The sequence below is a fragment of the Actinomadura madurae genome (genome assembly GCF_900115095.1).
GTDB classification, from domain to species: domain Bacteria; phylum Actinomycetota; class Actinomycetes; order Streptosporangiales; family Streptosporangiaceae; genus Spirillospora; species Spirillospora madurae.
Genome location: NZ_FOVH01000011.1, coordinates 34,447 through 58,531, shown reverse-complemented (window position 1 = coordinate 58,531; position 24,085 = coordinate 34,447). Strand labels below are relative to the sequence as shown.

Below are 24,085 nucleotides of genomic sequence, written 5' to 3'. Positions count from 1 at the left end.
GCGTTTTGGTCACAGAAAGCCGGGCGAAGTGGCGTCATGGACCGGACGCGACGCCGTTGGAGAAGTGCGTGAAGCGGGTGCGTTCGTTCCGTCGAGGGGGTGGAACGAACGCACCCCACGTGTCAGGTGATGTCGGCGTGCCCCATCTGGGTGAGCTTGCCGCCGTCCTTCGGGGTTTCCCAGCGCACCGTGCAGTCACGTCCGGACAGCTCGACGGTGGCGATGGCGTTGTCGAACCATGGGCCGTCGGTCATGCGCCACCGGATCGGCACGGCGGGCACCTTGGCCAGCTTCGCCAGGAGCCGGAAGGGGCTGCCCGTCGCCCGCGAGTAGGCGATGCGGTTCGCCCACCGGAACTTCCCGACCAGCGGGTTCCGCAGGGGGGAGCAGACGATCTGGGAGACCTTCGACCGGGTGTCGGGTGACGTGACCCGCGCCAGATACGAGTAGTGGATGTCGCCCGACAGGAACGAGATGCTCGCGGGCGCGGGGCCGCGCTCACCCCGTCCCACGGCGACGACGTCGGCGGCCACATCGCGGAACGACTTCTCGAACGCGGCCCAGTGCTCCAGGTCGGCCGCCTGGCGGACCTTCTCGGCCAGCCGTGCCCCACGCTTGCCCCACGCGCCGCCGGCGACCGCCTCGTTCCACGACTCGGCATGGTGGATCGCCATGGGGAGCAGGTAGGGCAGGGAGCTGGCGATGAGCAGGTGGTCCACGCCGCCTTGGCACTGACCGTCCAGCCAGTCGAACTCGTCGTCATCGAGCATTCCGCGGCGGTCGGCGGTGAGCAGCCGGGAGCATCGGCTGTCGACGACGATGAGGCGCGTGCCGCCCCAGTCGTGGGCGTAGCTCCAGCGCGTGCTGTCCGGCTGCTTGTCGGCCTTCTCGGCGAACTCGTCCAGGACGGTGCCCGCGTCGCCCGTGGTGTCGGACGCCGTCCGCACCGCCTTGTAGACCGGGTCGGACGCGCGTTCCTGCGGCGACAGGTTCCCGAGATGCTGATAGATCCAGTACGACCCGATCCCGCCGGTGATGCGGTCCCTCCACCAGGGCTGCGACCACATCTCCCGGCGCCACGCGTACGAGGTGTTCCAGTCGTCCCGGATGTCGTGGTCATCGAAGATCGTGAACGTGGGGACGGTGGACAGCAGCCACCGCACCTCCGGGTCGTCATGCCACGCCAGCTTGTACAGGTGCGTGTAGTCCTCGAAGTCGGCGGCCTCGTCGTCCGGCGGCTCGCCCTGGGCGCGGCGGCCCCGGATGAACGCGCGCATCTCGTCGCTCAGCTCGTCGGCATAGACCTGGTCGCCGACCATGAGCAGGAGGTCCGGCCAGGTGACCGCGTCGCCGCCCGTCCGCAGCCGGTGCGCGAACGAGGTCAGCGCGTCGTGCCCGAACTCCTCCACGGTGCCGGGCGAACGGCGGCAGGACCCGAACGAGATGCGGAGCCTGCCGTCCTCGGTCAGCGTCCTGATTTCGGACGGCGGAAACCCGGTGTCGGCCTCCGGCCAGACGGTCTCGCCGTCGATCGACACCTCGTACGGGATCCGCGCCCCGGGCGCGAGCCCGTCGATCTCGACGACTGCGTAGTGGTGGCCATGCGCGGTGAACGTGCGGGAGCCCGCGTCCAGGTCGTACTGCCGGCTGACGACCCTGACTTCGCAGGGCCGGTCGGTCTCCACCCATATCGTCGCGGTGCGGTGACTCACGTGGCGGAGGTGGGGGCCGAGTACCAAAGCGGTCATACCCCGTCTCTCTAGCGGACCGGGGGGCGCCGCGTCCACTCGTCTCGTCTCAGCGGCCCAGCACCGCCGCCTCGGTCACCGGGTCCAGCCCCACCACCGGACGGTCGGGGCGCTGCGGGGCGCGTCCGCCCATGGACTGGAGCCACTCCCAGGTATCCGTCACCGTTTCCTGGACCGGCCTGCAATGCAGCCCCGTGTTTAGGGCCTTCTGCACGTTCGCCTGGTGCAGCGTGTCGTAGTCGTCGCCAGGCGGGAGCCACACCGGAAGCTGCACCCACGGCCGGATACCCGCTTCGAGGATGGTCTCCGGGGCCGTCCAGACCAACTCGGCGTCGGACCCCGTCGCCTCGATGCACGCTTCCAGCAACTCGGCCATCGTCGTGTGGTCGGCTGGGCTGACCAGGTTGTACGGCCCGTCAAGGCCTTGCTCGACGGCGTCGAGTGTCCAGGCGGCCAGGTCCCGGACGTCGATGTACTGCATGCCGGCGTCGCGCGGGCCGGGTGCCAGTACAGGGCCGCCCTTGGCGATCCGGGTCAGCCACCAGGGGAGCCGGCCGATGTTCTCGTACGGGCCGAGAATGAGCCCCGCCCTCACCAGCAGCGCCTTCTGGCCGAACGTCTCAAGTGCCGCCAGTTCACCGCCGCGCTTGGCCGTCGCGTAGTCGACGTCCCCGTCGTTCGGGGAGCCGTCCACCACGTCCGCCTCCTCGCCCAGACCGAGCGGCGTGGGGAACCGGTAGACCGAACGGCTGGAGATGTAGACGTAGCGTTCTGCGCGTCCTTCCAGGAGGCGAGCAGCGTCACGGACTGCGGACGGCGCGCCCGACCAGGTGTCGACGACCGCGTCCCACTTTCCGTCGGCGAGAGCCTTCAGACCGTCTTCGGTGGTCCGGTCGCCATGCAGGGACGCCACGCCTTGGGGCGGCTCGTGGCGTCCTCTGTGGAAGACGGTCACGTCCCAGCCGCGTGCGAGCGCGTCCTCGGTGATGGCGCGTCCGACGAACTCCGTACCGCCCAGCATCAGAAGTTTCATGGGGAAGACTCTGCCTTCTGTACGTTCTGTACGGAACGTCTGCACGCTTACAGCGGAACCGGGGTCTCGGTGGCGATTCCCCGCAACAGCGTGTCCACCACAAGGCTGGTGAGGGCGCCGACGTCGTCGCCGCCGTCCACCCCACCGCCCGTGCTGACCTCGTGGATGAGGGCGTAGTACACCCGCCGGGCCCAGGTCAGGTCGACGTCGGGCCGGATCACGCCCGCCTCCTGGGCACGGCGGAACAGGCCGTCGCATTCCCGCAGGACGTCCGCGTGCACCCGGGCGACCTCCGGATCGGACGACGATGCCGCCCGTCCCATGGCGAAACCCCAGCCGGTCTTCACTTCGAGCACGTTCGCGGTGACCTGGTAGAGCGCGACGAGCGGCGGCGCGGTGTCGGCACGCGCGGCGGCGACGGCCGCCGCGAACCGCTCGGCCGCCCACCGGGTCAGCGCGTCGATCAGCGCCTCGCGCGTGGCGAAGCGCCGGTGGACGGTCGTCCTGGCGACCCCGGCGGCCTCCGCGATCCGCTCCATCGAGGCGGCCGGATCCTGCGACAGGACCCGCTCGGCCCCTTCCAGGATCGCCCGGACGGTCCGTTCGGCATCGGCGCGCAGTGCTCTCGTCACCCCTATACAGTACAGACGCGTCCCGACTCAACCGCTACTTGCATCATCAGTGTTGCAGTTATTAGGCTGAACGCATCAACGTCGATGCATTATGGAGTCTTCAATGGATCTGCGACTGAACGGCAAGACCGCGGTGGTGACCGGTGCCGGCAGGGGGATCGGCCTGGCCACCGTCAGGGCCCTCACCGCCGAGGGGATGCGCGTCGTGGCCGCGTCCCGGACCGCGCCGCCCGAGCCGGCGGAGACCGGAGCGATCAACGTCGCCGTCGACCTGGCCGACCCGGGCGGGCCCGCCCGCCTGATCGAGACCGCGCTCGCCGAGCTGGGCGGCGTCGACGTCCTGGTCAACAACGTCGGCGGTGGCGACGGCGGCGCCGTGGGCGGTTTCCTGGCGTTCGACGACGCCCGCTGGCAGGAGGTCATGGAGCTGAACCTCTTCGCCGCCGTCCGCACGACGCGCGCCGCCATGCCGAGCCTGCTGGAGCGTTCGGGGGTCATCGTGAACGTCTCGTCCAACGGAGCGCGCCTCCCGCATTCCGGGCCCGTCCCGTACACGACCGCCAAGGCCGCGCTGACGGCGCTCGGCAAGGCCCTCGCCGAGGAGTTCGGGCCGCAGGGCGTCCGCGTCAACACGGTGTCGCCCGGCCCGGTCCGGACCGCGTTGTGGGAGGCCCCCGAGGGCTACGGCGCGGAACTGGCCTCGTCGATGGGGCTGCGGCACGATCAGTTCCTGGCCGGCCTGCCGGACGCCGCGGGCATGCTCACCGGACGCATGGTGGAACCGGCCGAGGTCGGCGCCCTCATCGCCTACCTGGCGTCGCCGCTCGCGGCCAGCACGGTCGGCGCCGACCACGTCATCGACGGAGGCGCCATCAAGACCGCCTGACGGTGTCGGACGAACGGAGTAGCTTCGCCTGCGTGACCTCATTCGAGCTCGTCCGCGACCTCCCGGGCGCGCTGGCCGACCGGGCGGCGGCCTGGGAGTACATCCGTGGCTTCGCCGAAGCCTGGTCCACCCCGCTGACGGCCGGCGACGGCACGCCGGAGACCGAACTGACCGCGGCCGAGGAGGCCCTCGGCATACGCCTGCCCGCCGCCCTGCGCGAGGCGTACACCCTCTTCGGCCGCCGCTTCGACCTGCACAGCAACATGCACCACCTCCTGAGCCCCGGCGAGTTCTACGTGGACGACCGCAAGGAGGCCCTGGTCTTCCGCGAGGAGAACCAGGGCGCCGCGTCGTGGGGCGTCCTCCTCGCCGACCTCGACCAGGCGGACCCGCCCGTCCGCACGCGTCCCGACCTCGCCGACAAGGAGGCCGAGCGCTGGGAGGGCTGGCTGGACGCCTTCTCCATCTCCTGCATCGAGATCGTCCTGACGGAGTCGCTCCTGGCGGAGGAACCCGTCTGCGACTCCGGCGACTACGAGGACGGCGACGAACTGGCCCGCCGCTTCACCCGCCTGCCCTTCCCGGCATACCCGGACGGCGAGTCCGCCTTCTACACCGGCCCGGGAGTGCTCGTCTGGGACACCGGCGGCTGGCTCTCCGTCCGCGCCCAGGACGAAGAGACCCTCGACCGCTTCCGAGACGACTTCCCCGCCGACTGGCTCAACGGCTGACGAATATCCTCGCCCAACGAGGATATTCTGAACGCGTGGAAGTCCACGACTTCGTCATCGACGTGCCACAGCGTCAGCTGGACGATCTGCACCGCCGCCTGGAGCGCACACGCTGGCCGTCCCAGGTGCCAAGGACCGGCTGGGAACGCGGCGTCCCGGTCGACTACCTCGCAGGCCTCGCGGAGTACTGGCTGACCTACCGCTGGAGAGACCACGAAGCCAGGCTCAACCGCTTCCCGCAGTTCATCACGGAAATCGACGGCCAGCCCGTCCACTTCCTCCACGTGCGGTCGCCGGAACCGGACGCCCTACCGCTGATCCTCACGCACGGGTGGCCGAGCTCGATCGTCGAGTACACCGACATCATCGGACCGCTCACCGACCCGCGCGCCCACGGCGCCGACCCGGCCGACGCGTTCCACATCGTGGCGCCGAGCGTCCCGGGCTTCGGATTCTCCACCCCGCTGAAGGAACCCGGCTGGAACCACGCGCGCATCGCGAGAACCTGGGCCGCGCTCATGGCCCGCCTCGGCTATGACCGCTACGGGGCGCAGGGCGGCGACACGGGCTCGATCGTGTCACCAGAACTGGGACGAATCGCGCCACACCAAGTAGTGGGCGTCCATATCAACGGCGGACTGGCCTTCCCGGAAGGCGACCTGCAGAACCTCACACCCGATGAGAGGGCACGCATCGCCGCAGCGGAACGCCTCCGCGAGGTCGGCACCGGCTACGCCGACCTACAGAGCACCCGACCCCAAACGCTCGCCTACGCACTCAGCGACTCACCGACCGGGCAACTCGCGTGGATCGTGGAGAAGTTCTGGGAGTGGACGGACCCGACCAAACCGCTCCCCGAGGACGCCGTGAACCGCGACCTGCTCCTCACCAACGTGACGCTGTACTGGCTCACCAACACCGCCGGCTCATCCGCCCAGCTCTACTACGAGGTACGCGCCGCCCCGGTAGCACCACCCGGACCCCACAGCGTCCCAACAGGAATCGCAATCTTCCCCAGCGACCCCGCCATCCGCCGCATAGCCGAACAGCAGCACAACCTAGTCCACTGGACGGAACACCCCCGCGGCGGCCACTTCGCCGCCGCCGAAGCCCCCGACCTCCTGACCAAGGACATCCGCACCTTCTTCCACCCCCTCCGCGGCGGGTGAGTTTCTCGGGGGTGGGTGTCGAAAACGGGGTCGGTCGATTGTCGGGAGGGGGAGAGCTGACTCCGGCGGAAGGGGAGAGACATGGGGGCGCGGCTTTGGGGAGTGTTGGGGCTGCTGTGTGCGGCGAACTTCATGGTGATCCTCGATTCGCAGATCGTGCTGCTGGCGTTGCCGTCAGTGGAGCGCGATCTGGGGTTCGCGGGAGGTGGGGCGCAGTGGGTGCTGAGTGCCTACCTGCTCGGGTTCGGCGGGCTCCTGCTGCTCGGCGGGCGCACGGCCGATCTCGCGGGCAGGCGGCGGACGTTCCTTGGCGGGACGGCCCTGTTCCTCGTGGCGTCGCTGTTGTGCGGGTCCGCGTGGACGGGCGGGGTGCTGATCGGTGCGCGGGTTCTGCAGGGGATTTCGGCGGCGCTGATGGCGCCGAGCGCGCTGTCGATCGTGACCGCGACGTTCGCGGAGGGGCCGGAGCGGAACCGGGCGATCGCGGTGTGGGGCAGCGTCGGCGGCTTCGGTGCGACGGCGGCGCTGCTGGTCGGCGGGCCGTTGACGGGCGTGCTGGGCTGGCGGTCGATCTTCTTCCTGAACGTCCCGGTCGCGGTGCTGCTGCTCGGTCTGGGCCCGGTGCTGCTGGCCGAGAGCCGGGGCGGGGGACGTGCCTATGACCCGGTGGGGGCCCTGACGGTGACGCTCGCGGTGTCGGCGGCGGTGTACGGGGTCGTCCGGGTTCCCGAGGTCGGCTGGACGAGCGGCTGGACGGCCGCCGCGTTCGCGGTGGCGGTCGTCGCCGGGGCGCTGTTCGTGCGGGTGGAGGCGCGGTCGGCGGCACCGCTCGTCCCGCTGCGGACGTTCCGGTCGCGCCGGCTGGTCGGCGGGAACACCGTGACCCTGGTGGCTGCGATGGCGGTGTTCGGGACGTCGTTCGCCCTGTCGCGGTTCGCGCAGGGCGTCCTCGCGTACTCGCCGCTGGAGCTCGGGTTCGCGACGGCGGTGTTGCCGGTGATGGCGGTCGCCGGGTCGTACACGGCGCAGGCGGCGCTGCGGCGCGTCGCCGTCCGGCAGGTGGCGATGGCGGGGCTCGCGGTCATGGCGGCGGGCTGCCTGCTGCTGGGCCGCGTGACGGAGACCAGCGGGTACGCGGCGGGACTGCTGCCGGGCCTTGCCCTGCTCGGGTTCGGGCTGGGGGCGTGCGGGGTGGCCGGGGCGGTCGCCGCGCTCGCCGGGGCCGCCGCCGGGGACGCGGGCCTGGCGTCCGGGATCAACACGGCCGCGTTCCAGCTCGGCGGCGCGTTCGGGGTGGCGGTCTCGTCCACCGCCGTCCTGTCCTGGCCGGGCCCCGCCGCCGGGTTCCGCGCGGCGTTCGACGCGTCGGCCGGGATCGCCCTGGCCGGCGTGCTCGTCGTGGGCGTCCTGCTCACGGCACCGGTCCGACGAGTTTCGCGGCCGGAGAAGGTCAGAGTCCGATAGGAGGAACCATGCAGTACATGATGCTCATCTGCGGCGTGCCGGGGCGCGAGATGTCCCCGGACGAACAGGCGGCGATGATGGCCGACACGGTGGCGTGGGTCAAGGAGATGGACGACCGCGGCGTCCGCCGGTTCGGGGACCGGCTGCGGCACGCCGACGCCGCCACGACGGTCCGGGTGCGGGACGGCGAGACCCTGATCTCCGACGGCCCGTTCGCCGAGACCAAGGAGCAGATCCTCGGCTTCGACCTCCTCGACTGCGCCGACCTGGAGGAGGCGCTGGAGATCGCGTCCAGGCACCCGTCGGCGCGGTACGGGTCGATCGAGCTGCGGCCGTTCTGGCCGCTCGGGGAGGGATGACGGGCGGCGTCGAGCGGGCGGTCGCGGCGGCCTTCCACGACGAGTGGGGACGGGTCGTCGCGACCCTCATCCGCATGACGGGCGACTGGGACCTCGCCGAGGAGTGCGCCCAGGAGGCGTTCGCCCGAGCCCTCGAACGGTGGCCGGACGACGGCGTGCCGCGCCGGCCGGGCGCCTGGCTGACCACGACGGCCCGCAACCACGCGCTGAACCGGATCCGGCGCGGCGCGACCGAGACCGCCAAGCTGAAGGAGCTGGGCACGATGACCGGGCCGCAGGAACCGCCCGACACCGGCGGCGTCCCCGACGACCGGCTCCGGCTGATCTTCACCTGCTGCCATCCGGCGCTGCCGATCGAGGCGCGCGTGGCGCTGACGCTGCGCACGCTCCTCGGCCTGACGACCGGCGAGATCGCGCGGGCGTTCCTGGTCGCGGAGCCGGCGATGGGGCAGCGGATCGTCCGGGCCAAACGCAAGATCCGGGACGCGGGCATCCCCTACCGGGTCCCTCCCGCGCACCTGCTGCCGGAGCGCACCGCGTCCGTCCTCGGCGTGGTGTACCTGCTGTTCAACGAGGGGTACGCGGCGACCGAGGGCGACGACCCCGTGCGGGTCGACCTGTGCGCCGAGGCGATCCGGCTCGCCCGCGTCCTGCACGGCCTGATGCCCGCCGACCCGGAGGTCACCGGCCTCCTCGCGCTCCTGCTGCTCCAGCACTCCCGGCGCGCCGCCCGGCAGGACGCGGCGGGCGACCTGATCGCCCTGGAGGACCAGGACCGCGACCGCTGGGACCGCGCCGCGATCGCCGAGGGGACCGCGCTCCTGGACGAGGCCCTGCACCAGGGCGCCCCCGGCCCCTACCAGGTGCAGGCGGCCATAGCGGCCTGCCACGCCACCGCCCGCACCGCCGAGGACACCGACTGGCCGCAGATCGCCGCCCTGTACGGGCGCCTTGAGACCATGAACCCGGGCCCGGTCGTCCAGCTGAACCGGGCGGTCGCCGTGGCCATGGCCGACGGCCCGCAGGCGGGCCTCTCTCTCGTCGACCGGATCGAGGGCCTCGACGGCTACCACCTGCTCCACGCCACCCGCGCCGACCTGCTCCGCCGCCTGGGCCGCAGGGACGAGGCGGCGGAGGCCTACCGCGAGGCCCTCGCCCTGGCCCGCGCGACCCCCGACCGCCGCTACCTCGCCCACCGCCTGAACACCCTCTGACCACTCGCCCCTGCCGCCTGTTCCCTCGGCTCCGGCGCCTGACCTCTCGGCTCCGGTGTCTGACCTCTCGGCTCCGGCGTCTGATCCCTCGGGCCCGCCGCCCGTGCGGGTCGCCGATGGCTTGGAGCTCTGCAAGCCGATGGTCGCGAGTTCGGCCGCCGGAGTAGTGATGGGTACGGCGCCGCGGGGAGGCTGGGGCGTCCGCGGCGCCGTACGTTTCGGGGCGACTCGGGCTTCGGTCGCATTACCTGCTGGGTTGGCAGGTGGCGAGGGGGCCGAGGTCGGTGATGGCGATGGTGATGCGTTGGCCCGTCCCGTGGACGGTGAACGCCTCGGTGACGGTGAGGCCGCCGTCGCGCACGGCCTTGGTGTCGGGCTGGGCCGTATGTGGTCACCTCTCCTTCGCGGGGCCCGGTCGGCGCGCCGGGTCGGCGGGACCCGTCTGGGAGAGGTACGCAATCGGGGGCGAATCCGATCAAACGTCGCGGCTTCAGGGCTTTGGGGGTGTGTCGGAAAGGGGTGGGTGGCGGGCCGATTTTGCTGGTAAGGCGGGCATATCCGCGCTGACCGGTTCGCATACTAGGTGGTACTTATATCCCGGTCGCTCGCTTTACCGAGTTTGTGGTGCGAGCGGGGAAATTCTGGCTATGGTCGAGTTCCTGCAACTCTCATTCGGTGGGGGAATGGGCTTGCGCATTGACGACTGCCTTGCGCGGATGATGGCCATACCGGGGGCGCAGCGGGTGACCCTGGTCGACTGCGCCAGCGGGCTGGCCGTGGCCGCGGCCGGCCGGGAGGACCTCGTCGACCAGCACGAGGACGCGGCGGGGGCGACCGACGTGGTGCGCGCCGTGCTGACGGCGCCGGCGCTGAGCGCGACCGCCGCGGGGGACGACGTCGAGGAGATCATCGTTTGCGGCACGCACGGATATCACCTGCTGGCCCTCACCGACGCCGATCTCGACGGCCACCTGTTCGTCCATTTGCTGCTCGACCGGCAGAACGGAAACCTCGCGCTCGCCCGGATCCGGATGCGCTCTCTCGTCGGCGAAATGACGGGCGGCTGAGATGGTGCGGAACACCATTTCGGACGTCCTCGGCTCGCTCGAACGGGAAAGGCGCACCGGCCTGCTCCGCGTCGGCGGCGACGGCACGGTCCATGTCGACCGCGGCGCCGTCGTCCATGCCGAGAGCCCGCACGCGCCGGGGCCCCGGCCGGGTGGAGCCGACCCTGAACTGCCGGCGCTGCTCGCGCTGTTCGACGCCGCCTACTTCCTCCTCGGCTCCACGGCCGAGCCGGTGTTCACCGAGGGGGCGCCGCGCGGGCGTCCCTTCCGGGTCACCGTGGCGACGCTCGTGCACGAGCGGCGCCGGCGCCGCGCCCTCCTCGACGCCGCCTGGCCGGACGCCGGCGTGGACGCCGCTCCCGTCGTGCCGGTCCGCCGCGTCCGGCGGCAGCGCGTCATCCTCACCGGCGTCCAGGCGGAGATCCTGCTCAACGCCGACGGCCGGCGCACCCCCGGCCGGCTGGCCCGCGACCTCGGCCGGACGGCGTTCGGCTGCCTGCTCGCGGTCCGCGGCCTCGCCGCCGCGTCCCTGATCCGGACGGAGCCGCCCGCCGTCCCCGGCCCCCCGCCACCGCCGCGGGCCGAGATCCCGGCCGAATGGGCACCGGCCGACCACGACCTGCTCGGGCGGCTCCGGGCGGCGCTGGTGGAGCTCGGCTGACCGTGCGACGGGCCGAGTGGGCCGGCCGACCGGTGAGACGTTCGATCGAAAGGCTGACGAAGGTGGCGAGACGAGCGGCGGTACCGCGCCCCGAGACGGAGGTGGCGGCGGAGCTGCGCACGTTACGGGCACGCGTGCCGCAGCTCACCGGCAGCCTGGTCGCGTCGGCGGACGGGCTGCTCGTCGCGCAGGACCTGCCCGAGTCCGTCGAGCCGTCCGGGATGGCGGCCGTGACGGCGACCGGCCTGTCCCTCGCGCACCGGATCGCGCAGACCGCGCACGGCGGCGCCTTCCACGAGGTGGTGATCCGCGGCGTGGACGGCTACGTCGTCATCTACGCGGCCGGTCCGACCGCGTCGCTCACGGTTCTCGCGGGCCCGTCCGTCAACGTGGGCCGGCTCCACCTGGAGTCGCGCCCCGCGGCCCGTGCCATCGCCGCGCACCTCACCGGCACGCGCCGCCTGTAACCGCAATCACGCGTCACCGAAATCGAAAGGGGAACACGCATGTCCAACCTGGACCTCGCCCTGAAGGACATGATGGCGATCGACGGCGCCGTGGGGGTCGCCGTCGTCGACTACAACAGCGGCATGGCCCTCGGGCAGCTCGGCGGCTCCAAGGCCCTCGACCTGCAGATCGCCGCCGCCGGCAACACCGAGGTGGTGCGCGCCAAGCTCCGCACGATGGAGCAGCTCGGCATCAAGGAGGAGATCGAGGACGTCCTCATCAGCATCTCCACGCAGTACCACGTCATCCGCCCGGTGACCGGCCGCAAGGGCAAGGGCCTCTTCCTCTACGCCGCGCTCGATCGCGGCCGGGCCAACCTCGCCCTTGCCCGCCACCGCCTCCGCGAGATCGAGGAGAACCTGGAGGTGTGACGCGCGTGCCCCAGGGGGCGACCCCTGGGGCACCGGGTCAGACCGTCAGCCCCTTGGCCGCGTGGACGGTCAGGGCGTCGGCGGCCTCGTCCAGGTCGACGATCACCTCGTCGCCGTCGCGGATCCCGCCGGAGAGGAGCTCGCGGGCGAGCTGGTCCCCGATCGCGGTCTGGACGAGGCGCCGCAGGGGACGCGCCCCGTACAGCGGGTCGTAGCCGGTCATGGCCAGCCACTCGCGGGCCGCGGGCGTCACCTGGAGGGTGAGCCGCCGGTCCGCGAGGCGTGCGGCCAGCGTGTCGACCTGGAGGTCGACGATGCGGGTCAGCTCGTCCGTGGAGAGCGCGTCGAAGAGGATCACGTCGTCGAGGCGGTTGAGGAACTCCGGCTTGAACGAGTTCCGGACGGCGTTCCAGACCGCCTCGCGCTTCGCCCCGTTCTCCAGCGTCGGGTCGACGAGGAACTGCGACCCGATGTTGGACGTGAGGATCAGGATCGTGTTGCGGAAGTCGACCGTGCGGCCCTGCCCGTCGGTCAGGCGGCCGTCGTCCAGGACCTGCAGGAGGATGTCGAACACCTCGGGGTGCGCCTTCTCCACCTCGTCCAGCAGCACCGCCGAGTACGGGCGGCGCCGGACGGCCTCGGTGAGCTGCCCGCCCTCCTCGTAGCCGATGTACCCGGGCGGGGCGCCGACGAGCCGGGCGACGGAGTGCTTCTCGGAGTACTCGCTCATGTCGATGCGGGTCATCGCCCGCTCGTCGTCGAACAGGAACTCCGCGAGCGCCTTCGCCAGCTCGGTCTTGCCGACGCCGGTCGGGCCGAGGAACAGGAACGAGCCGGTCGGGCGGTCCGGGTCGGAGATGCCCGCGCGGGCGCGGCGCACCGCGTCCGACACGGTGCGGACGGCGGTCTCCTGGCCGATGAGCCGCCGGCCCAGCTCGTCCTCCATGCGGAGCAGCTTGGCCGTCTCGCCTTCGAGGAGCCGTCCCGCCGGGATGCCCGTCCAGGACGCGACCACGTCGGCGACGTCGTCCGGGCCGACCTCCTCCTTGACCATCGCGTCGCGGTTCTCGGCGTCCTCCGACGCCTCCTCCAGCTGCTTCTCCAGCGCGGGGATCTCGCCGTAGGTGAGCCGCGCGGACGTCTCCAGGTCGCCGTCGCGCTGGGCGCGCTCGGCCTCGCCGCGGAGCTGGTCGATCCGCTCCTTGATCCCGCCGACGCGGTTCAGGCTCGCCTTCTCCTTGTCCCAGCGGGCGACGAGGCCGGTGAGCTGCTCCTGCTTGTCGGCCAGGTCCTTGCGGAGCCGGTCGAGGCGCTGCCGGGACGCCTCGTCGGTCTCCTTCGCGAGGTTCAGCTCCTCCATCTTCAGCCGGTCCACGGCGCGCTGCAGCTCGTCGATCTCCACCGGGCGGGAGTCGATCTCCATGCGCAGCCGGGACGCGGCCTCGTCCACCAGGTCGATGGCCTTGTCCGGAAGGAACCGGGACGTGATGTAGCGGTCGGACAGCGTCGCCGCCGCGACCAGCGCCGAGTCGTTGATCTGCACCTTGTGGTGCGCCTCGTAGCGGCCCTTCAGCCCGCGCAGGATCGCGATCGAGTCCTCCACCGAGGGCTCGCCGACGAAGACCTGCTGGAAGCGGCGCTCCAGGGCCGGGTCCTTCTCGATGCGCTCGCGGTACTCGTCCAGCGTCGTCGCGCCGATCATCCGCAGCTCGCCGCGGGCCAGCATCGGCTTCAGCATGTTGCCGGCGTCCATCGCGCCCTCGGCCGCGCCGGCCCCGACGACGGTGTGCAGCTCGTCGATGAACGTGACGATCCGCCCGTCGCTCTCCTTGATCTCGTTGAGGACGGCCTTGAGCCGCTCCTCGAACTCGCCGCGGTACTTGGCGCCCGCGACCATCGCGCTCAGGTCCAGGGAGACGAGCCGCTTGCCGCGCAGCGACTCCGGGACGTCGCCCGCGACGATCCGCTGCGCCAGCCCCTCCACCACGGCGGTCTTGCCGACGCCGGGCTCGCCGATCAGCACCGGGTTGTTCTTCGTGCGCCGCGACAGCACCTGGACGACCCGGCGGATCTCCGAGTCGCGCCCGATGACCGGGTCGAGCCGCCCGTCGCGGGCCGCCCCCGTCAGGTCGACGCCGTACTTCTCCAGCGACTGGTAGGTGCCCTCCGGGTTCTCGGTCGTGACGCGGGCGTGGCCGCGCACCTTCTCGAACGCGTCCAGCAGCGCCTGCGGCGTGGCGCCGAACTCCTTCAGCAGGCCCGCCGCCGGGCCGCCGTCCGCGGCCAGCCCGACCAGCAGGTGCTCGGTCGAGACGTACTCGTCCTCCAGCTGCTGCGCCCGGTTCGCCGCGGTGTTGATCGACCGCTGGAGCTGGCCGGACAGCCGCGGCGTCGCCACCGTCGACCCCTGCGCCTTCGGCATCGCGGCGAGCCGCTCCTCCGCCCGCCGCCGGATGACCTGCCAGTCGGCGCCGATCGCCTCCAGCAGCGGCACGGCCGTGCCGTCCGGCAGCCCGATCAGGGCCACCAGCAGGTGCTGGGGATCGACCTCGGGGTGTCCCTCGGCCGCGGCCCTGCGGACCGCGACCGACACCGCCTCCTGACTCTTCTGCGTCAGCTTGTAGTCCATGTCCCGCCCCCGTAGGAAGGTCAGTCCGAGTCGCGCTCGTGCCAGACGACGACGCTGGTGTGCCTGATCGGCACGAGGTCGCCGCCGGGTGCGCCGCCCGGTTCCCCGTGCCGCCGCTGCTGCGCCAGCCGCGCCGCGACGGAACGGGTCGATTCGAGTTCGTTGGCGAGCTCCTCCAGCGCGGCGTGCGCCCTGGCGAGCTCCTCGCGGAGCCGCGCGTTGTCGCGCTGCAGCTCCAGGATGTGCTTGATGCCGGACAGGTTGACGCCCTCCTCCTGGGAGAGCCGCTGGATCTCGCGGAGCATCACGATGTCGCGCATCGAGTAGCGGCGGCCCCGTCCCGCCGTCCGGCCGGGGCACACCAGGCCCATCCGGTCGTACGTCCGCAGGGTCTGCGGGTGCAGCCCGGACAGCTGGGCCGCCACGGAGATCACGTAGACCGGAGTGTCGTCGCCGAAGGGATCAGTGTTCATGGCTCACTCCGTTCGCCGCCGCTCATGACTTCACTCCTGTCTGGCCTGCTGGAGGAGCCCGGCGCGCAGGTCGTCGCCGTCGCCGGCGTCGCGGAGCCGGACGAGCGCCTCGCGGGACTGCTCGTCGAGCTTCTGCGGGACGTGCACGTCCACGGAGACGAGCAGGTCGCCCTTCGTGCCGTCGCGGCGGGGCGCCCCGCGGCCCTTGACACGGAACTTGCGGCCGTTCGGGGTGCCCTCCGGCAGCTTCAGCGTGACGGGCTGCCCCTGGAACGTCGGCACCCTGATCTCGGCGCCGAGGGCCGCCTCGGGGAACGTCACCGGGACGGTCAGGGTCAGGTTGTCGCCGCTGCGCCCGAACACCTTGTGCGGGTGCACCTTGATGTTCACGTACAGGTCGCCGGCCGGGCCGCCGTTCTCGCCCGGCGCGCCCTTGCCCTTCAGCCTGATCTTCTGCCCGTCCGCGACGCCCGCCGGGATGCGGGCCTGGATCGTCCGGGTGCCGGTCGCGCGGCCGCTGCCGTGGCAGATCGGGCACGGGTCGTCCACGACGAGGCCCCGGCCGCGGCACTCCTTGCACGGCTCCTGGAAGCCGAAGTTGCCGAGGTTGCGGGTCTCGTGCCCGGTGCCCTCGCAGTTCGGGCACACCCGCGGCACGGTGCCGGCCTTAGCGCCGGTGCCCCGGCAGCCGTTGCAGGCCGCCTCGCTGGTCAGCTTGATCGGGACGGTCACGCCGTTCATCGCGCGGCCGAACGACAGCGTCACCTCGGTCTCGACGTCCGCGCCGCGCCGGGCGCGCCGCGTCCCCGTCGTGCGGGTGCCGCCCCCGCCGCCGCGGCCGAACAGCCCGCCGAACAGGTCGCCGATGCGCTCGCCGGCGCCGCCGGGCTGCGTCCCGCCGCCCTGCTGGCCGAACAGGTCGCCGAGGTCGAACGGGAAGCCGCCGCCCTGCTGGCCGCGGAAGCCGCCCGGCATCGACCGCACCGCGTCGTACTCCTTGCGGCGCTTCTCGTCGGAGAGCACGTCGTAGGCCTCGGAGACCTCCTTGAAGCGGTCCTCGGCTTCGGTGTCGCCCTTGTTGGCGTCCGGGTGGTACTTGCGCGCCAGCTTCCGGTAGGACTTCTTGATCTCCTCCTGCGAGGCCGTCTTCGCGACACCGAGGACCTTGTAGTAGTCCTTCTCCAGATAGTCCTTGGTGCTCACGGCGCCCCGCCTTCTGCTATCGCCACTTGCCACATGTCTTCAAGCCCCGGGCGGGGCCCGCCCCGGACGGGACGGGCCCCGCGGGGTTCACTCGCCCGGTCCGTCGTCGCTGTCGCCCGGCTCGGCGCCGGACGCGTCCGGCGCGGCGTCCGGGTCCGGGTCGGCCACCGCCACGCGGGCGGGCCGCAGGATCCGCTCGCCGATGCGGTAGCCGGGCTGGAGGACGTCGATGACGCTCGTCTCGGTCACGTCCGCCGAGAGCGAGTGCATCAGCGCCTCGTGCACGACCGGGTCGAAGGGCTCGCCCTTCTCGCCGTACCGCTCCAGGCCGAGCTTGCCGGTGACCGCCTCCAGGCTCTCCGCGACGGACTTGAACCCGCCGGTGAGCTCCTCGTGGTCACGGGCGCGGCCGATGTCGTCCAGCACCGGGAGCAACTCGGACAGCACCTGCCCGAGGGCCTGCTCGCGGACGGCGACCCGGTCGCGCTCGACGCGCTTGCGGTAGTTGTCGTACTCGGCCTTCAGCCGCTGGAGGTCGGCGAGCCGTTCCGTCAGCTGGGTCTTGAGCGAGGAGGTCTCCTCGTCGGTGACCGTGGCGCCCCCGTTCGCCGGGGCCTCCGGGGCCGGCGACGACTCCGCCGCCTGCGCCCGGACTTCCCCCGTTTCGGGATCGATGCGCCGCTTGTCGCGGATCACCGGGCCCTCCTTCTCCTCGCCCTCGTTGGGGGAGGACGTCACGATGCATCACCCTTCGGCTTGTCGTCGTCCACGATCTCGGCGTCGACCACTTCGTCGTCCTGCGGCTCGCCGCTCTGCGCGCCGGCCGTGGGCCCGGGGTCGTCGGCGCCCGCCTGGGCACCCTCCGGGTTCTGCGCGTACATGGCCGCGCCCATCTTCTGGCTGACCTGCGCCAGCTTCTCGGCGCTGCCCTTGATGGCGTCGACGTCGGTGCCCTCCAGGGCCTTCTTCACCTCGGCGACCGCGTCGTTGACCTCGGTCTTGAGCTCCTCGGGGACCTTCTCGTCGTTCTCCCGCAGGAACTTCTCGGTCGAGTACGCGAGGGTGTCGGCCTGGTTGCGGACCTCGGCCTCCTCCTTGCGCCTGCGGTCCTCCTCGGCGTAGTCCTCGGCGTCGCGCATCATCTTCTCGATGTCCTCCTTGGGCAGCGCGCTGCCGCCCGTGATGACCATCGACTGCTCGCGACCGGTGCCCTGGTCCTTCGCGCTGACGTTCACGATGCCGTTCGCGTCGATGTCGAAGGTGACCTCGATCTGCGGGACGCCGCGCGGCGCCGGCGGCAGACCGGTGAGCTGGAAGGTGCCGAGCTTCTTGTTGTACGCGGCGATCTCGCGCTCGCCCTGGTAGACCTGGATCTCCACGGACGGCTGGTTGTCGTCGGCGGTGGTGAACGTCTCCGACCGCTTGGTCGGGATCGTGGTGTTCCGCTCGATGATCTTGGTGAAGATGCCGCCCTTGGTCTCGATGCCGAGGCTCAGCGGGGTCACGTCCAGCAGCAGGACGTCCTTGACCTCGCCCTTCAGCACGCCGGCCTGGAGGCTGGCGCCGATCGCGACGACCTCGTCCGGGTTGACGCCCTTGTTGGGCTCCTTGCCGCCGGTCAGCTCCTTCACCAGGTCGGACACCGCGGGCATCCGGGTAGAACCGCCGACCAGGACGACCTGGTCGATGCCGTCGACCGTGATGCCGGCGTCCTTCAGCACCGAGTGGAACGGCGCCTTGGTCCGGTCGAGCAGGTCGGAGGTCATCCGCTGGAACTCGGCCCGGGTGAGCTTCTCGTCCAGGTGCAGCGGGCCCTCGGCGGACGCGGTGATGTACGGCAGGTTGATCTGCGTCTCGGACGAGCCGGACAGCTCGATCTTCGCCTTCTCGGCGGCCTCGCGGAGCCGCTGGAGGGCCATCTTGTCCTTGCCGAGGTCGACGCCGTTGGCGTTCTTGAACTTCTCGACCAGCCAGTCGACGACCTTGTTGTCCCAGTCGTCGCCGCCCAGGTGGTTGTCACCGCTGGTGGCCTTGACCTCGACCACGCCGTCGCCGACCTCCAGCAGGGACACGTCGAACGTGCCGCCGCCGAGGTCGAAGACCAGGATGGTGGCCTCGTTCTCCTTCTCCAGGTGGTAGGCCAGCGCCGCCGAGGTCGGCTCGTTGATGATGCGCAGGACGTTCAGGCCCGCGATCTGGCCGGCCTCCTTGGTGGCCTGCCGCTGGTGGTCGGAGAAGTAGGCGGGGACCGTGATCACCGCGTCGGTGACGGTCTCGCCGAGGTAGGACTCGGCGTCCCTCTTCAGCTTCTGCAGCACGAACGCGCTGATCTGCTGCGGGTTGAAGTCCTTGTCGTCGATCTTGGTCTTCCAGTCGGTGCCCATCTCGCGCTTGACCGACCGGATCGTCCGGTCCACGTTGGTCACCGCCTGGCGCTTGGCGACCTCGCCGACCAGGACCTCCCCGTTCTTGGCGAACGCGACGACGGACGGCGTGGTCCGCGACCCCTCCGCGTTCGCGATGACGGTGGGCTCGCCGCCCTCCAGAATCGCGACGACCGAGTTGGTCGTCCCGAGGTCGATGCCGACCGCACGTGCCATGTTTCTCGTCCTCCGTCGTTTCCGGTTGCAACCCCGTTGCCGGTGTCCTCGCAGCCCCGGTCGCCCCCGAGGCGCGGCCGGTTGAGTCTTCTGTCCGCAAGAGTGCCGTCCGGTCGCGGCCTTGTCAAATGACTTGAGCCGACCCGACTCAACTTTGCTGACGTCCTCTACAACAGGACGATTGACTCACCTATTCCGGTTCCCGACTCGGCCCCGCCCGCTCGGAGTTCGGCTGCACGGAGGAGTACGCCGTCCCCCACCAGGAGGAGCGCCTCGTCCACAAGACCCCGCCGTCGCCACGCCGCGCCTCGCCGACGATTCCGAGGTCGATGTACTCGCTCCTGCCGCACATGGACACGGTGACGAGCCGGACCGCACCGCGCACACCCGTGCTCGCCCCGCGAAGAGCCAGCTCGACGTTGGCGATCGCGGCGTCCATGTCATCGGTCACCCCGGACTGACCGTTCCCGACGTCCCAGGCGTACATCTGCGGCGGCTCGTAAGCCGCCCGCGCCCTCACCGCCAGCCCCCGAACAGTGCACGCCGCCGCCGCTTCGGCCGCGCCTGGGGCGGACGTGACGTTCCCCGCGACCGGGAGCCGACGACCATGCCGGGCCGCTGCGTCCTCCCGAAGACCGGGCGCTGCGGCGAGATCGCTCGCCGGACGCCGGGAACTTCCCGAATCCTGTCGGCGAGCTGGCGAGGGGTGTCCGCCTCCACCAGGCGATCGTTCGCCAGGGCCCACCAGTGCCCGGTGTACTCACCGAGCCATGCTCGAACGCCGGGGAACGAGGCCTCCAACTCCCGCCGGATCTGGTCGGGGTCGAGGTAGACCCAACTCGTCGCGGAGCAATCAGCTAGGTTGCCCATAGATCGGACCTCACTCCGATTGAGGCCCCGGACGTCATGGTGTTGCAGCACCTGTCCGGGGCCGCCCTATGTCAACGAGCGCGCAGGCGCGCGACTCGCTCTTGTACACCACGCGGCCGGAAGCCCGGGGGTGAGCGTCCCGGCCGCGCGACACCCCGTCGGTCCGAGTTCGCAGACACTGCACCGACGATCCACGTGATCACCGTCCGCACTGGGGGAAATGGGACAAAGAACACGCAGTGCGTTCTCCCAATCGCGCTGAGTGGTTGAAGGCACTCGCCTATCATGACCCGCACTTGTGCAAAGCGCCAGTGCTGGCACGAAAGTTCTGTTACGAATTGGCCACATACGGTGATCGCTCTGATGGGAAGGTGCAGCCATGCCTGTTGAGCACGGACCGACCGCCCGGCACCGCCGACTCGCGGCCGAGCTGCGACGCCTTCGCGAGGCGGCAGACCTGACGCCGGAGGTGACCGCCGGCATCCTCGGCTGGAGCCGAACCAAGCTCGTGCGGATCGAAACGGCCAAGAGCATGCCTTCCGTCGGCGACGTCGAGCGCATCCTGGACGTCTACGGCACCGACTACGCGACGCGGGCGGCGCTACTCCAGCTCACACGTGACATCCGCACCCGAGGCTGGTGGGCGGCGTTCGGTGATGTCCTGGCCGGTGGCTACGCCGAGTTGGAGGACGCGGCCGACCGCATTCGGATCTGGCAAACGGAAGTCGTTCCAGGGCTACTCCAGACCCCTGACTACGCTCGCGCTCTGATCGCGGGGACGTTTCCTGATGACCGGGACGAGATCGACCGAAGGTTGCAGGCGCGGATGGCAAGACGTGCACGCTTCGCACGCACTGACGCCCCCGAACTGGACATCCTCCTGGCAGAGGAGATCTTCCGCCGCCCAGTCGGCGGGCCGGCTGTGATGGCGGGCCAGCTCACGGAACTCCTTGAGGCGATGGAGAACGCGTCGGTAGCTATTCGCGTCGTGCCGATGCCGCTCGGATACCGTCCCGGTCTCGGCGAGGGCTCGGTGGAGATTTTTGAGTTCTCGGCGCCTCTGGAGCTCGATACCGCACATGTGGAGACTATGGGGGGAAGTATGTACATCGAGGACATTGCTCAGGTGCGGCGCTGTAGTTCGATGTTGGACCGCATCGCCGGCGTGGCGTTGTCTGATGACGAGACGGTGGCGCTTATGAGCGCTATCCGGGAGGAGTTCCGAGTTCATGCGCATGCCTGAATTTTCGGCCGAGGCGCAGTGGCGGATCAGCAGCCACTCGGGCGGAGGCAACAGTTCGTGTGTTGAGGTGGCGCTGAACGTTCCTGGTGTTGTGGGGGTTCGTGACTCCCTAGATAGGGACGGGCCGGTGCTGGTGGTCTCGCCGTCCGCGTGGCGTGCGTTGACGTCCCGGATCAAGAACGGCGAGGTGTAGCGCAGCCGGTCAGGGGCTGCGGACGACCTTCCAGGCCCACGCTCCTCGGCCTCGCCACAGGATGGTTGTGCCGTCCGGTTCGACTTTCGCCCGTGCTCCGTAGCACGGCAGGTCGCCCTCGCGGAGCCAGCGTGCACGGATCACATCCAGGGCATCCCACAGGCGCCGGGGGCCGCCCTGGGTGATCGTCGTGAGTTCGCCGTCACGGGATTCCGCGCGTGCCCATGACCCGTCGTCCGACCACATGAGCGCCCGCCGGGTGCCGTCACCATCGTCGGTGAAGTCGTGCCGGACGCCAGGATTCTCAAGGTTGTAGGTGGACCACAGCGGCCAGCCTTGTGCCACGTCCACCACCGGAAACGACGCCGTGTGGACGTCGCCCGTGCCGGTCAGCGCTCGTGCGCGGCCCTCGTCCGCATGGTGTGCCCCATCATCTTGTCGGGCGGTCATGAACCCGGCCCTGTCCCAAGCGGTGACCCCGCGCAGCGTGCCGTCGTCCTGCTTGTCCAGGACGAGAATGATCCCGGTGTCGGTAAGGGTGACGACGACCCGGCCGCCTGGCCGCAGTGCTCTCACCCATGATGCTGGGACATGAGACACCGAGAACGTGCCGACGATCCTGTCGAACTCGCCCGGCAGTTCCCCGGTCACGTCGAAGGCCCTGGCGCGGATCGGCACTCCCGCCTCTCGGGATCGTGCCGCCGCCACCTCGACCAGGTAGGGGTCGACGTCACCCGACAGCACCCGATCCCCGAACCGGGCCGTGAGCAGGGCCGCGCCGTACCCGGAGCCGGTTCCCGCATCGAGGATGTCGAGATCGTCGCCGAGCATCGAGTGCCGGTACATCTGGAGGAGGAGGCTGGGCAGGGTGGCCGAGGACGTCGGATGCCCGTGCACGGTCGCGCCGGGCTCGGCCGCGTCGGCGTGGTCGGCTCCGACCCTGGTGACGACCGTTCGATCGCGGTAAGCGACCTGCGCCCACTCCTGCGGGTCGGCCCGGCCGTCGCAGGCCGTCCAGTCTCCGTCGCCCGCTCGCTCGAACCAGCGCGGGATGAAGACGTGCCGGGGAACCTCGGCGACCACCGGCCACCACCGCGAAATGGGGTGGGCGACGGCGACGGCGAGTGTTCGGGCGTGGTGTTGCCAGTCGACCATTAGATGTCGTCCGAATCGTTGGGGCCGCAGTCGTTCCCGTCAGCGGGTGGGCACGCCTTGCCGAGCACGATTGCCGGGTTGCAGTCATTGGAATCCGCCGGAGCGCACGCGCGTCTCTGGCCAGCCTTCACCACACGCCGGATGTCCCGCCACCGTTCGCCGTCCAGCACCGTGTTCAGATCGCTGTGCGCGACGTTTCCAGCCGCCAGGAATCGGCCGAGTACGCACGGCGCGATCGTCCCGTCGGCCAGCACCGCGAGCCGGTTCTCGGCGCAGCGGCCGCAAAGGTCGGACGGCCTCGGCGGTCTGCCGATCAGCAGGCCCGCATTCCCGATCGGACGCGATCGATCCCGCGAGACTCTCGCGACCCCGAGAGCGATCATTTCCGCCTCGGCCTCGGCGGCGTGCTGGCCGTCCTCGACCTCGACCACTTGCCCCCGCACGGGGATGCCCCGGCGGATCGCCTCGATGATGTTCGAGCGCGTCTTGACGTGGCTTCCGGGCAAGCCGGTGACCGCGTCATGTTCTTGGGGGATGGACGAATGGTAGGAGACAGCGACGGTCACTCCCGGCTTTCCCAGCACTGTCCAAAGCCGCGTCGGCACGCGCACGAGGGTGGAGGCGACCTCGACGGCCAGGCCGCGACACAGGGCGTGTTCGATCATGACGACGATGTCAGGGTGAAGCAGCGGGTCACCGCCTATGAATTGCACCCTGCCTCTGCCGTCCGCAGCGCGGGTGGCGATGGCGTCGATCACGGCCAACCATTCAGAGGTCGCCAGAGGGCTGTGTTCCTGGGTGGGACCCGCCTGCACGTAGCAGAGTTTCGGGCAGGTCGCCGCGCACCGCCGGGTGATCTCGAGCTCCGCCAGTAGCGACGCTCCTGCCGATGCGGGGGTCTCTGGCACGGACATGGGCCCTCCGTGAGGTAGCGAAACGGGGTCTCCTCGACCGTGGCTCCGCACGCACAGCAGGGTCCACGAGATTGCAGCAGATTGCAGGAGGCGTCAGGTGAGTTCCGACAAGGCGGCGAGTATGAGGGCCCTCGCGTGCTCTCCGTACACCGCCATGGAGGCCAGTGCTTCGAACGTCCGGGTGTACACCTCGATCTCCCGGGGCTGTGTGACGGTGATCTCCGCTGAGGGAATCTCGCAGACCACGCGCTTCTGGTCGAAGATCCAGAAACCGTTCACGGGCCACATGGCGGCCCGAGGGACGCTCGTAGGGATGATGCCGACAGAGATGTTCGGTGATGACATCTCGGTCAACAATCGCCCGAGTTGCCCCGCCATGACATCGGCATCGCCGAATCTGCTTCGCAGAACCTGCTCCTCGATGACCACTGCGAAGGTCCGGCGGCCATCGCGCAGCACATGCTGACGCTCCATGCGGGCCGCAACGGCCTCGGCCAGGTCGTCCGGTATCCGGCTGAACGAGATGATGGTCGTGATGAGTGCGGCAGCGTACTCGGGCGTCTGGAACAGGCCGGGCACCAGCCCAGGCTCAAAGATCCGGAATCGTCGTGTCCGTTCATACAGGGGAATCGCTGCCTGCTGCACCTTGGCGAGCCCCATGCGTTCGACTCGCCGCCACTCCACATAGGCCGATGCGATCGTGCGTGCCGATGCGATCAGATCGTCGATCTCTCCCGGAGCGTCGCAAGCCCTGCACCAAGCGCGGATGTCGTCGAAAGACGGGGAGGTGACCAGGTGTTCGAGCTTTGAGATCTTCGTCGGGTGCCATCCGACCAGTTCCGCAAGCGCCTTGCCGGACAACCCGGCGGACTCGCGCAGTCCGCGAAGACGGTCGGCGAGAGCTTGCCGAGCCTGTTGAACGTTCGACGAGGGCGAAGGGCGCGATGCGGACGGCATGGACGG

General features: G+C 70.5%; 24 protein-coding genes. 12 read left to right on the top strand and 12 right to left on the bottom strand.

Going from position 1 to position 24,085, the window contains the following annotated elements; genetic code table 11:
• Window positions 1-122: 122 nt before the first annotated feature.
• The 3 genes from BM339_RS28005 to BM339_RS27995 are packed head-to-tail and all read right to left on the bottom strand — an operon-like array spanning window position 123 to window position 3,413.
• The gene (locus tag BM339_RS28005; RefSeq protein WP_075022782.1) at window positions 123-1,748 is read right to left on the bottom strand and encodes an alkaline phosphatase D family protein; all 1,626 of its coding nucleotides are present in this window, start codon (window positions 1,746-1,748) and stop codon (window positions 123-125) included.
• Window positions 1,749-1,797: 49 nt separating this feature from the next.
• Window positions 1,798-2,781, bottom strand: a complete 984-nt coding sequence (locus BM339_RS28000; protein ID WP_075022781.1) for an NAD-dependent epimerase/dehydratase family protein — start codon at window positions 2,779-2,781, stop codon at window positions 1,798-1,800.
• Window positions 2,782-2,828: 47 nt separating this feature from the next.
• Window positions 2,829-3,413, bottom strand: coding sequence for a TetR/AcrR family transcriptional regulator (locus BM339_RS27995; protein ID WP_021599518.1), 585 nt, complete (start codon window positions 3,411-3,413; stop codon window positions 2,829-2,831).
• A 103-nt stretch (window positions 3,414-3,516) separates the two neighbouring features.
• On the opposite strand from BM339_RS27995, the gene BM339_RS27990 reads away from it, so the two are divergent.
• The 10 genes from BM339_RS27990 (at window position 3,517) to BM339_RS27945 (ending at window position 11,842) form a co-directional block, all read left to right on the top strand.
• Entirely contained in the window at window positions 3,517-4,299 is a 783-nt protein-coding gene (locus BM339_RS27990; protein WP_021599517.1) for an SDR family oxidoreductase, read from the top strand.
• Window positions 4,300-4,331: 32 nt separating this feature from the next.
• A complete protein-coding gene (locus BM339_RS27985; RefSeq protein WP_021599516.1) occupies window positions 4,332-5,030 on the top strand; it encodes a hypothetical protein in 699 nt (232 codons plus the stop codon).
• 35 nt (window positions 5,031-5,065) lie between these two features.
• On the top strand, window positions 5,066-6,199 hold the full coding sequence (locus BM339_RS27980) for an epoxide hydrolase family protein (protein ID WP_075022779.1): 1,134 nt from the start codon (window positions 5,066-5,068) through the stop codon (window positions 6,197-6,199).
• Between the two features lie 81 nt (window positions 6,200-6,280).
• Complete coding sequence (locus BM339_RS27975) at window positions 6,281-7,663, top strand: MFS transporter (RefSeq protein ID WP_075022778.1); 1,383 nt, start codon at window positions 6,281-6,283, stop codon at window positions 7,661-7,663.
• Between the two features lie 8 nt (window positions 7,664-7,671).
• The gene (locus tag BM339_RS27970) at window positions 7,672-8,022 is read left to right on the top strand and encodes a YciI family protein (RefSeq protein WP_021595978.1); all 351 of its coding nucleotides are present in this window, start codon (window positions 7,672-7,674) and stop codon (window positions 8,020-8,022) included.
• Complete coding sequence (locus BM339_RS52350) at window positions 8,019-9,236, top strand: RNA polymerase sigma factor (protein ID WP_075022777.1); 1,218 nt, start codon at window positions 8,019-8,021, stop codon at window positions 9,234-9,236. Before BM339_RS27970 ends, BM339_RS52350 begins: the two co-directional genes overlap by 4 nt.
• Window positions 9,237-9,883: 647 nt before the next feature.
• Window positions 9,884-10,303 carry a hypothetical protein gene (locus BM339_RS27960; RefSeq protein WP_235206482.1) on the top strand — a complete coding sequence of 140 codons (420 nt, stop codon included), beginning with the start codon at window positions 9,884-9,886 and terminating at the stop codon, window positions 10,301-10,303.
• Between the two features lies 1 nt (window position 10,304).
• Window positions 10,305-10,964: a DUF4388 domain-containing protein gene (locus tag BM339_RS27955; RefSeq protein WP_075022776.1), complete on the top strand. Its 660-nt coding sequence runs from the start codon at window positions 10,305-10,307 to the stop codon at window positions 10,962-10,964.
• Between the two features lie 62 nt (window positions 10,965-11,026).
• Window positions 11,027-11,431 (top strand): roadblock/LC7 domain-containing protein, encoded by a 405-nt coding sequence (locus BM339_RS27950; protein ID WP_033332754.1) that lies wholly within the window; start codon window positions 11,027-11,029, stop codon window positions 11,429-11,431.
• 39 nt (window positions 11,432-11,470) lie between these two features.
• Window positions 11,471-11,842 (top strand): hypothetical protein, encoded by a 372-nt coding sequence (locus tag BM339_RS27945; RefSeq protein WP_021595972.1) that lies wholly within the window; start codon window positions 11,471-11,473, stop codon window positions 11,840-11,842.
• A 37-nt stretch (window positions 11,843-11,879) separates the two neighbouring features.
• Here BM339_RS27945 and clpB read toward each other — a convergent pair whose 3' ends face one another.
• From clpB to BM339_RS27915, 6 genes are all read right to left on the bottom strand, one after another.
• Window positions 11,880-14,471, bottom strand: a complete 2,592-nt coding sequence (clpB, locus tag BM339_RS27940; RefSeq protein ID WP_021595971.1) for an ATP-dependent chaperone ClpB — start codon at window positions 14,469-14,471, stop codon at window positions 11,880-11,882.
• A gap of 20 nt (window positions 14,472-14,491) precedes the next feature.
• Window positions 14,492-14,944, bottom strand: coding sequence for a heat shock protein transcriptional repressor HspR (locus BM339_RS27935; protein WP_021595970.1), 453 nt, complete (start codon window positions 14,942-14,944; stop codon window positions 14,492-14,494).
• A gap of 30 nt (window positions 14,945-14,974) precedes the next feature.
• Window positions 14,975-16,147 (bottom strand): molecular chaperone DnaJ, encoded by a 1,173-nt coding sequence (gene dnaJ / locus BM339_RS27930; RefSeq protein WP_021595969.1) that lies wholly within the window; start codon window positions 16,145-16,147, stop codon window positions 14,975-14,977.
• Window positions 16,148-16,234: 87 nt separating this feature from the next.
• Window positions 16,235-16,888, bottom strand: coding sequence for a nucleotide exchange factor GrpE (gene grpE / locus BM339_RS27925; RefSeq protein WP_052357718.1), 654 nt, complete (start codon window positions 16,886-16,888; stop codon window positions 16,235-16,237).
• Entirely contained in the window at window positions 16,882-18,747 is a 1,866-nt protein-coding gene (dnaK, locus tag BM339_RS27920) for a molecular chaperone DnaK (protein ID WP_021595967.1), read from the bottom strand. The genes grpE and dnaK overlap by 7 nt, the downstream gene beginning before the upstream one ends.
• 190 nt (window positions 18,748-18,937) lie before the next feature.
• Window positions 18,938-19,267: a hypothetical protein gene (locus BM339_RS27915; RefSeq protein ID WP_075022775.1), complete on the bottom strand. Its 330-nt coding sequence runs from the start codon at window positions 19,265-19,267 to the stop codon at window positions 18,938-18,940.
• A gap of 729 nt (window positions 19,268-19,996) precedes the next feature.
• Here BM339_RS27915 and BM339_RS27905 point away from each other — a divergent pair.
• The gene (locus tag BM339_RS27905; RefSeq protein WP_075022773.1) at window positions 19,997-20,860 is read left to right on the top strand and encodes a helix-turn-helix domain-containing protein; all 864 of its coding nucleotides are present in this window, start codon (window positions 19,997-19,999) and stop codon (window positions 20,858-20,860) included.
• A complete protein-coding gene (locus tag BM339_RS27900) occupies window positions 20,847-21,053 on the top strand; it encodes a DUF397 domain-containing protein (protein WP_218163783.1) in 207 nt (68 codons plus the stop codon). Before BM339_RS27905 ends, BM339_RS27900 begins: the two co-directional genes overlap by 14 nt.
• Before the next feature lie 9 nt (window positions 21,054-21,062).
• Here BM339_RS27900 and BM339_RS27895 read toward each other — a convergent pair whose 3' ends face one another.
• The 3 genes from BM339_RS27895 to BM339_RS27885 form a co-directional block, all read right to left on the bottom strand.
• Window positions 21,063-22,208: a methyltransferase domain-containing protein gene (locus tag BM339_RS27895; protein WP_075022772.1), complete on the bottom strand. Its 1,146-nt coding sequence runs from the start codon at window positions 22,206-22,208 to the stop codon at window positions 21,063-21,065.
• Window positions 22,208-23,122, bottom strand: a complete 915-nt coding sequence (locus tag BM339_RS27890; RefSeq protein ID WP_075022771.1) for a radical SAM/SPASM domain-containing protein — start codon at window positions 23,120-23,122, stop codon at window positions 22,208-22,210. The genes BM339_RS27895 and BM339_RS27890 overlap by 1 nt, the downstream gene beginning before the upstream one ends.
• A 93-nt stretch (window positions 23,123-23,215) precedes the next feature.
• A complete protein-coding gene (locus BM339_RS27885) occupies window positions 23,216-24,079 on the bottom strand; it encodes a helix-turn-helix domain-containing protein (protein ID WP_075022770.1) in 864 nt (287 codons plus the stop codon).
• Window positions 24,080-24,085 lie beyond the last annotated feature (6 nt).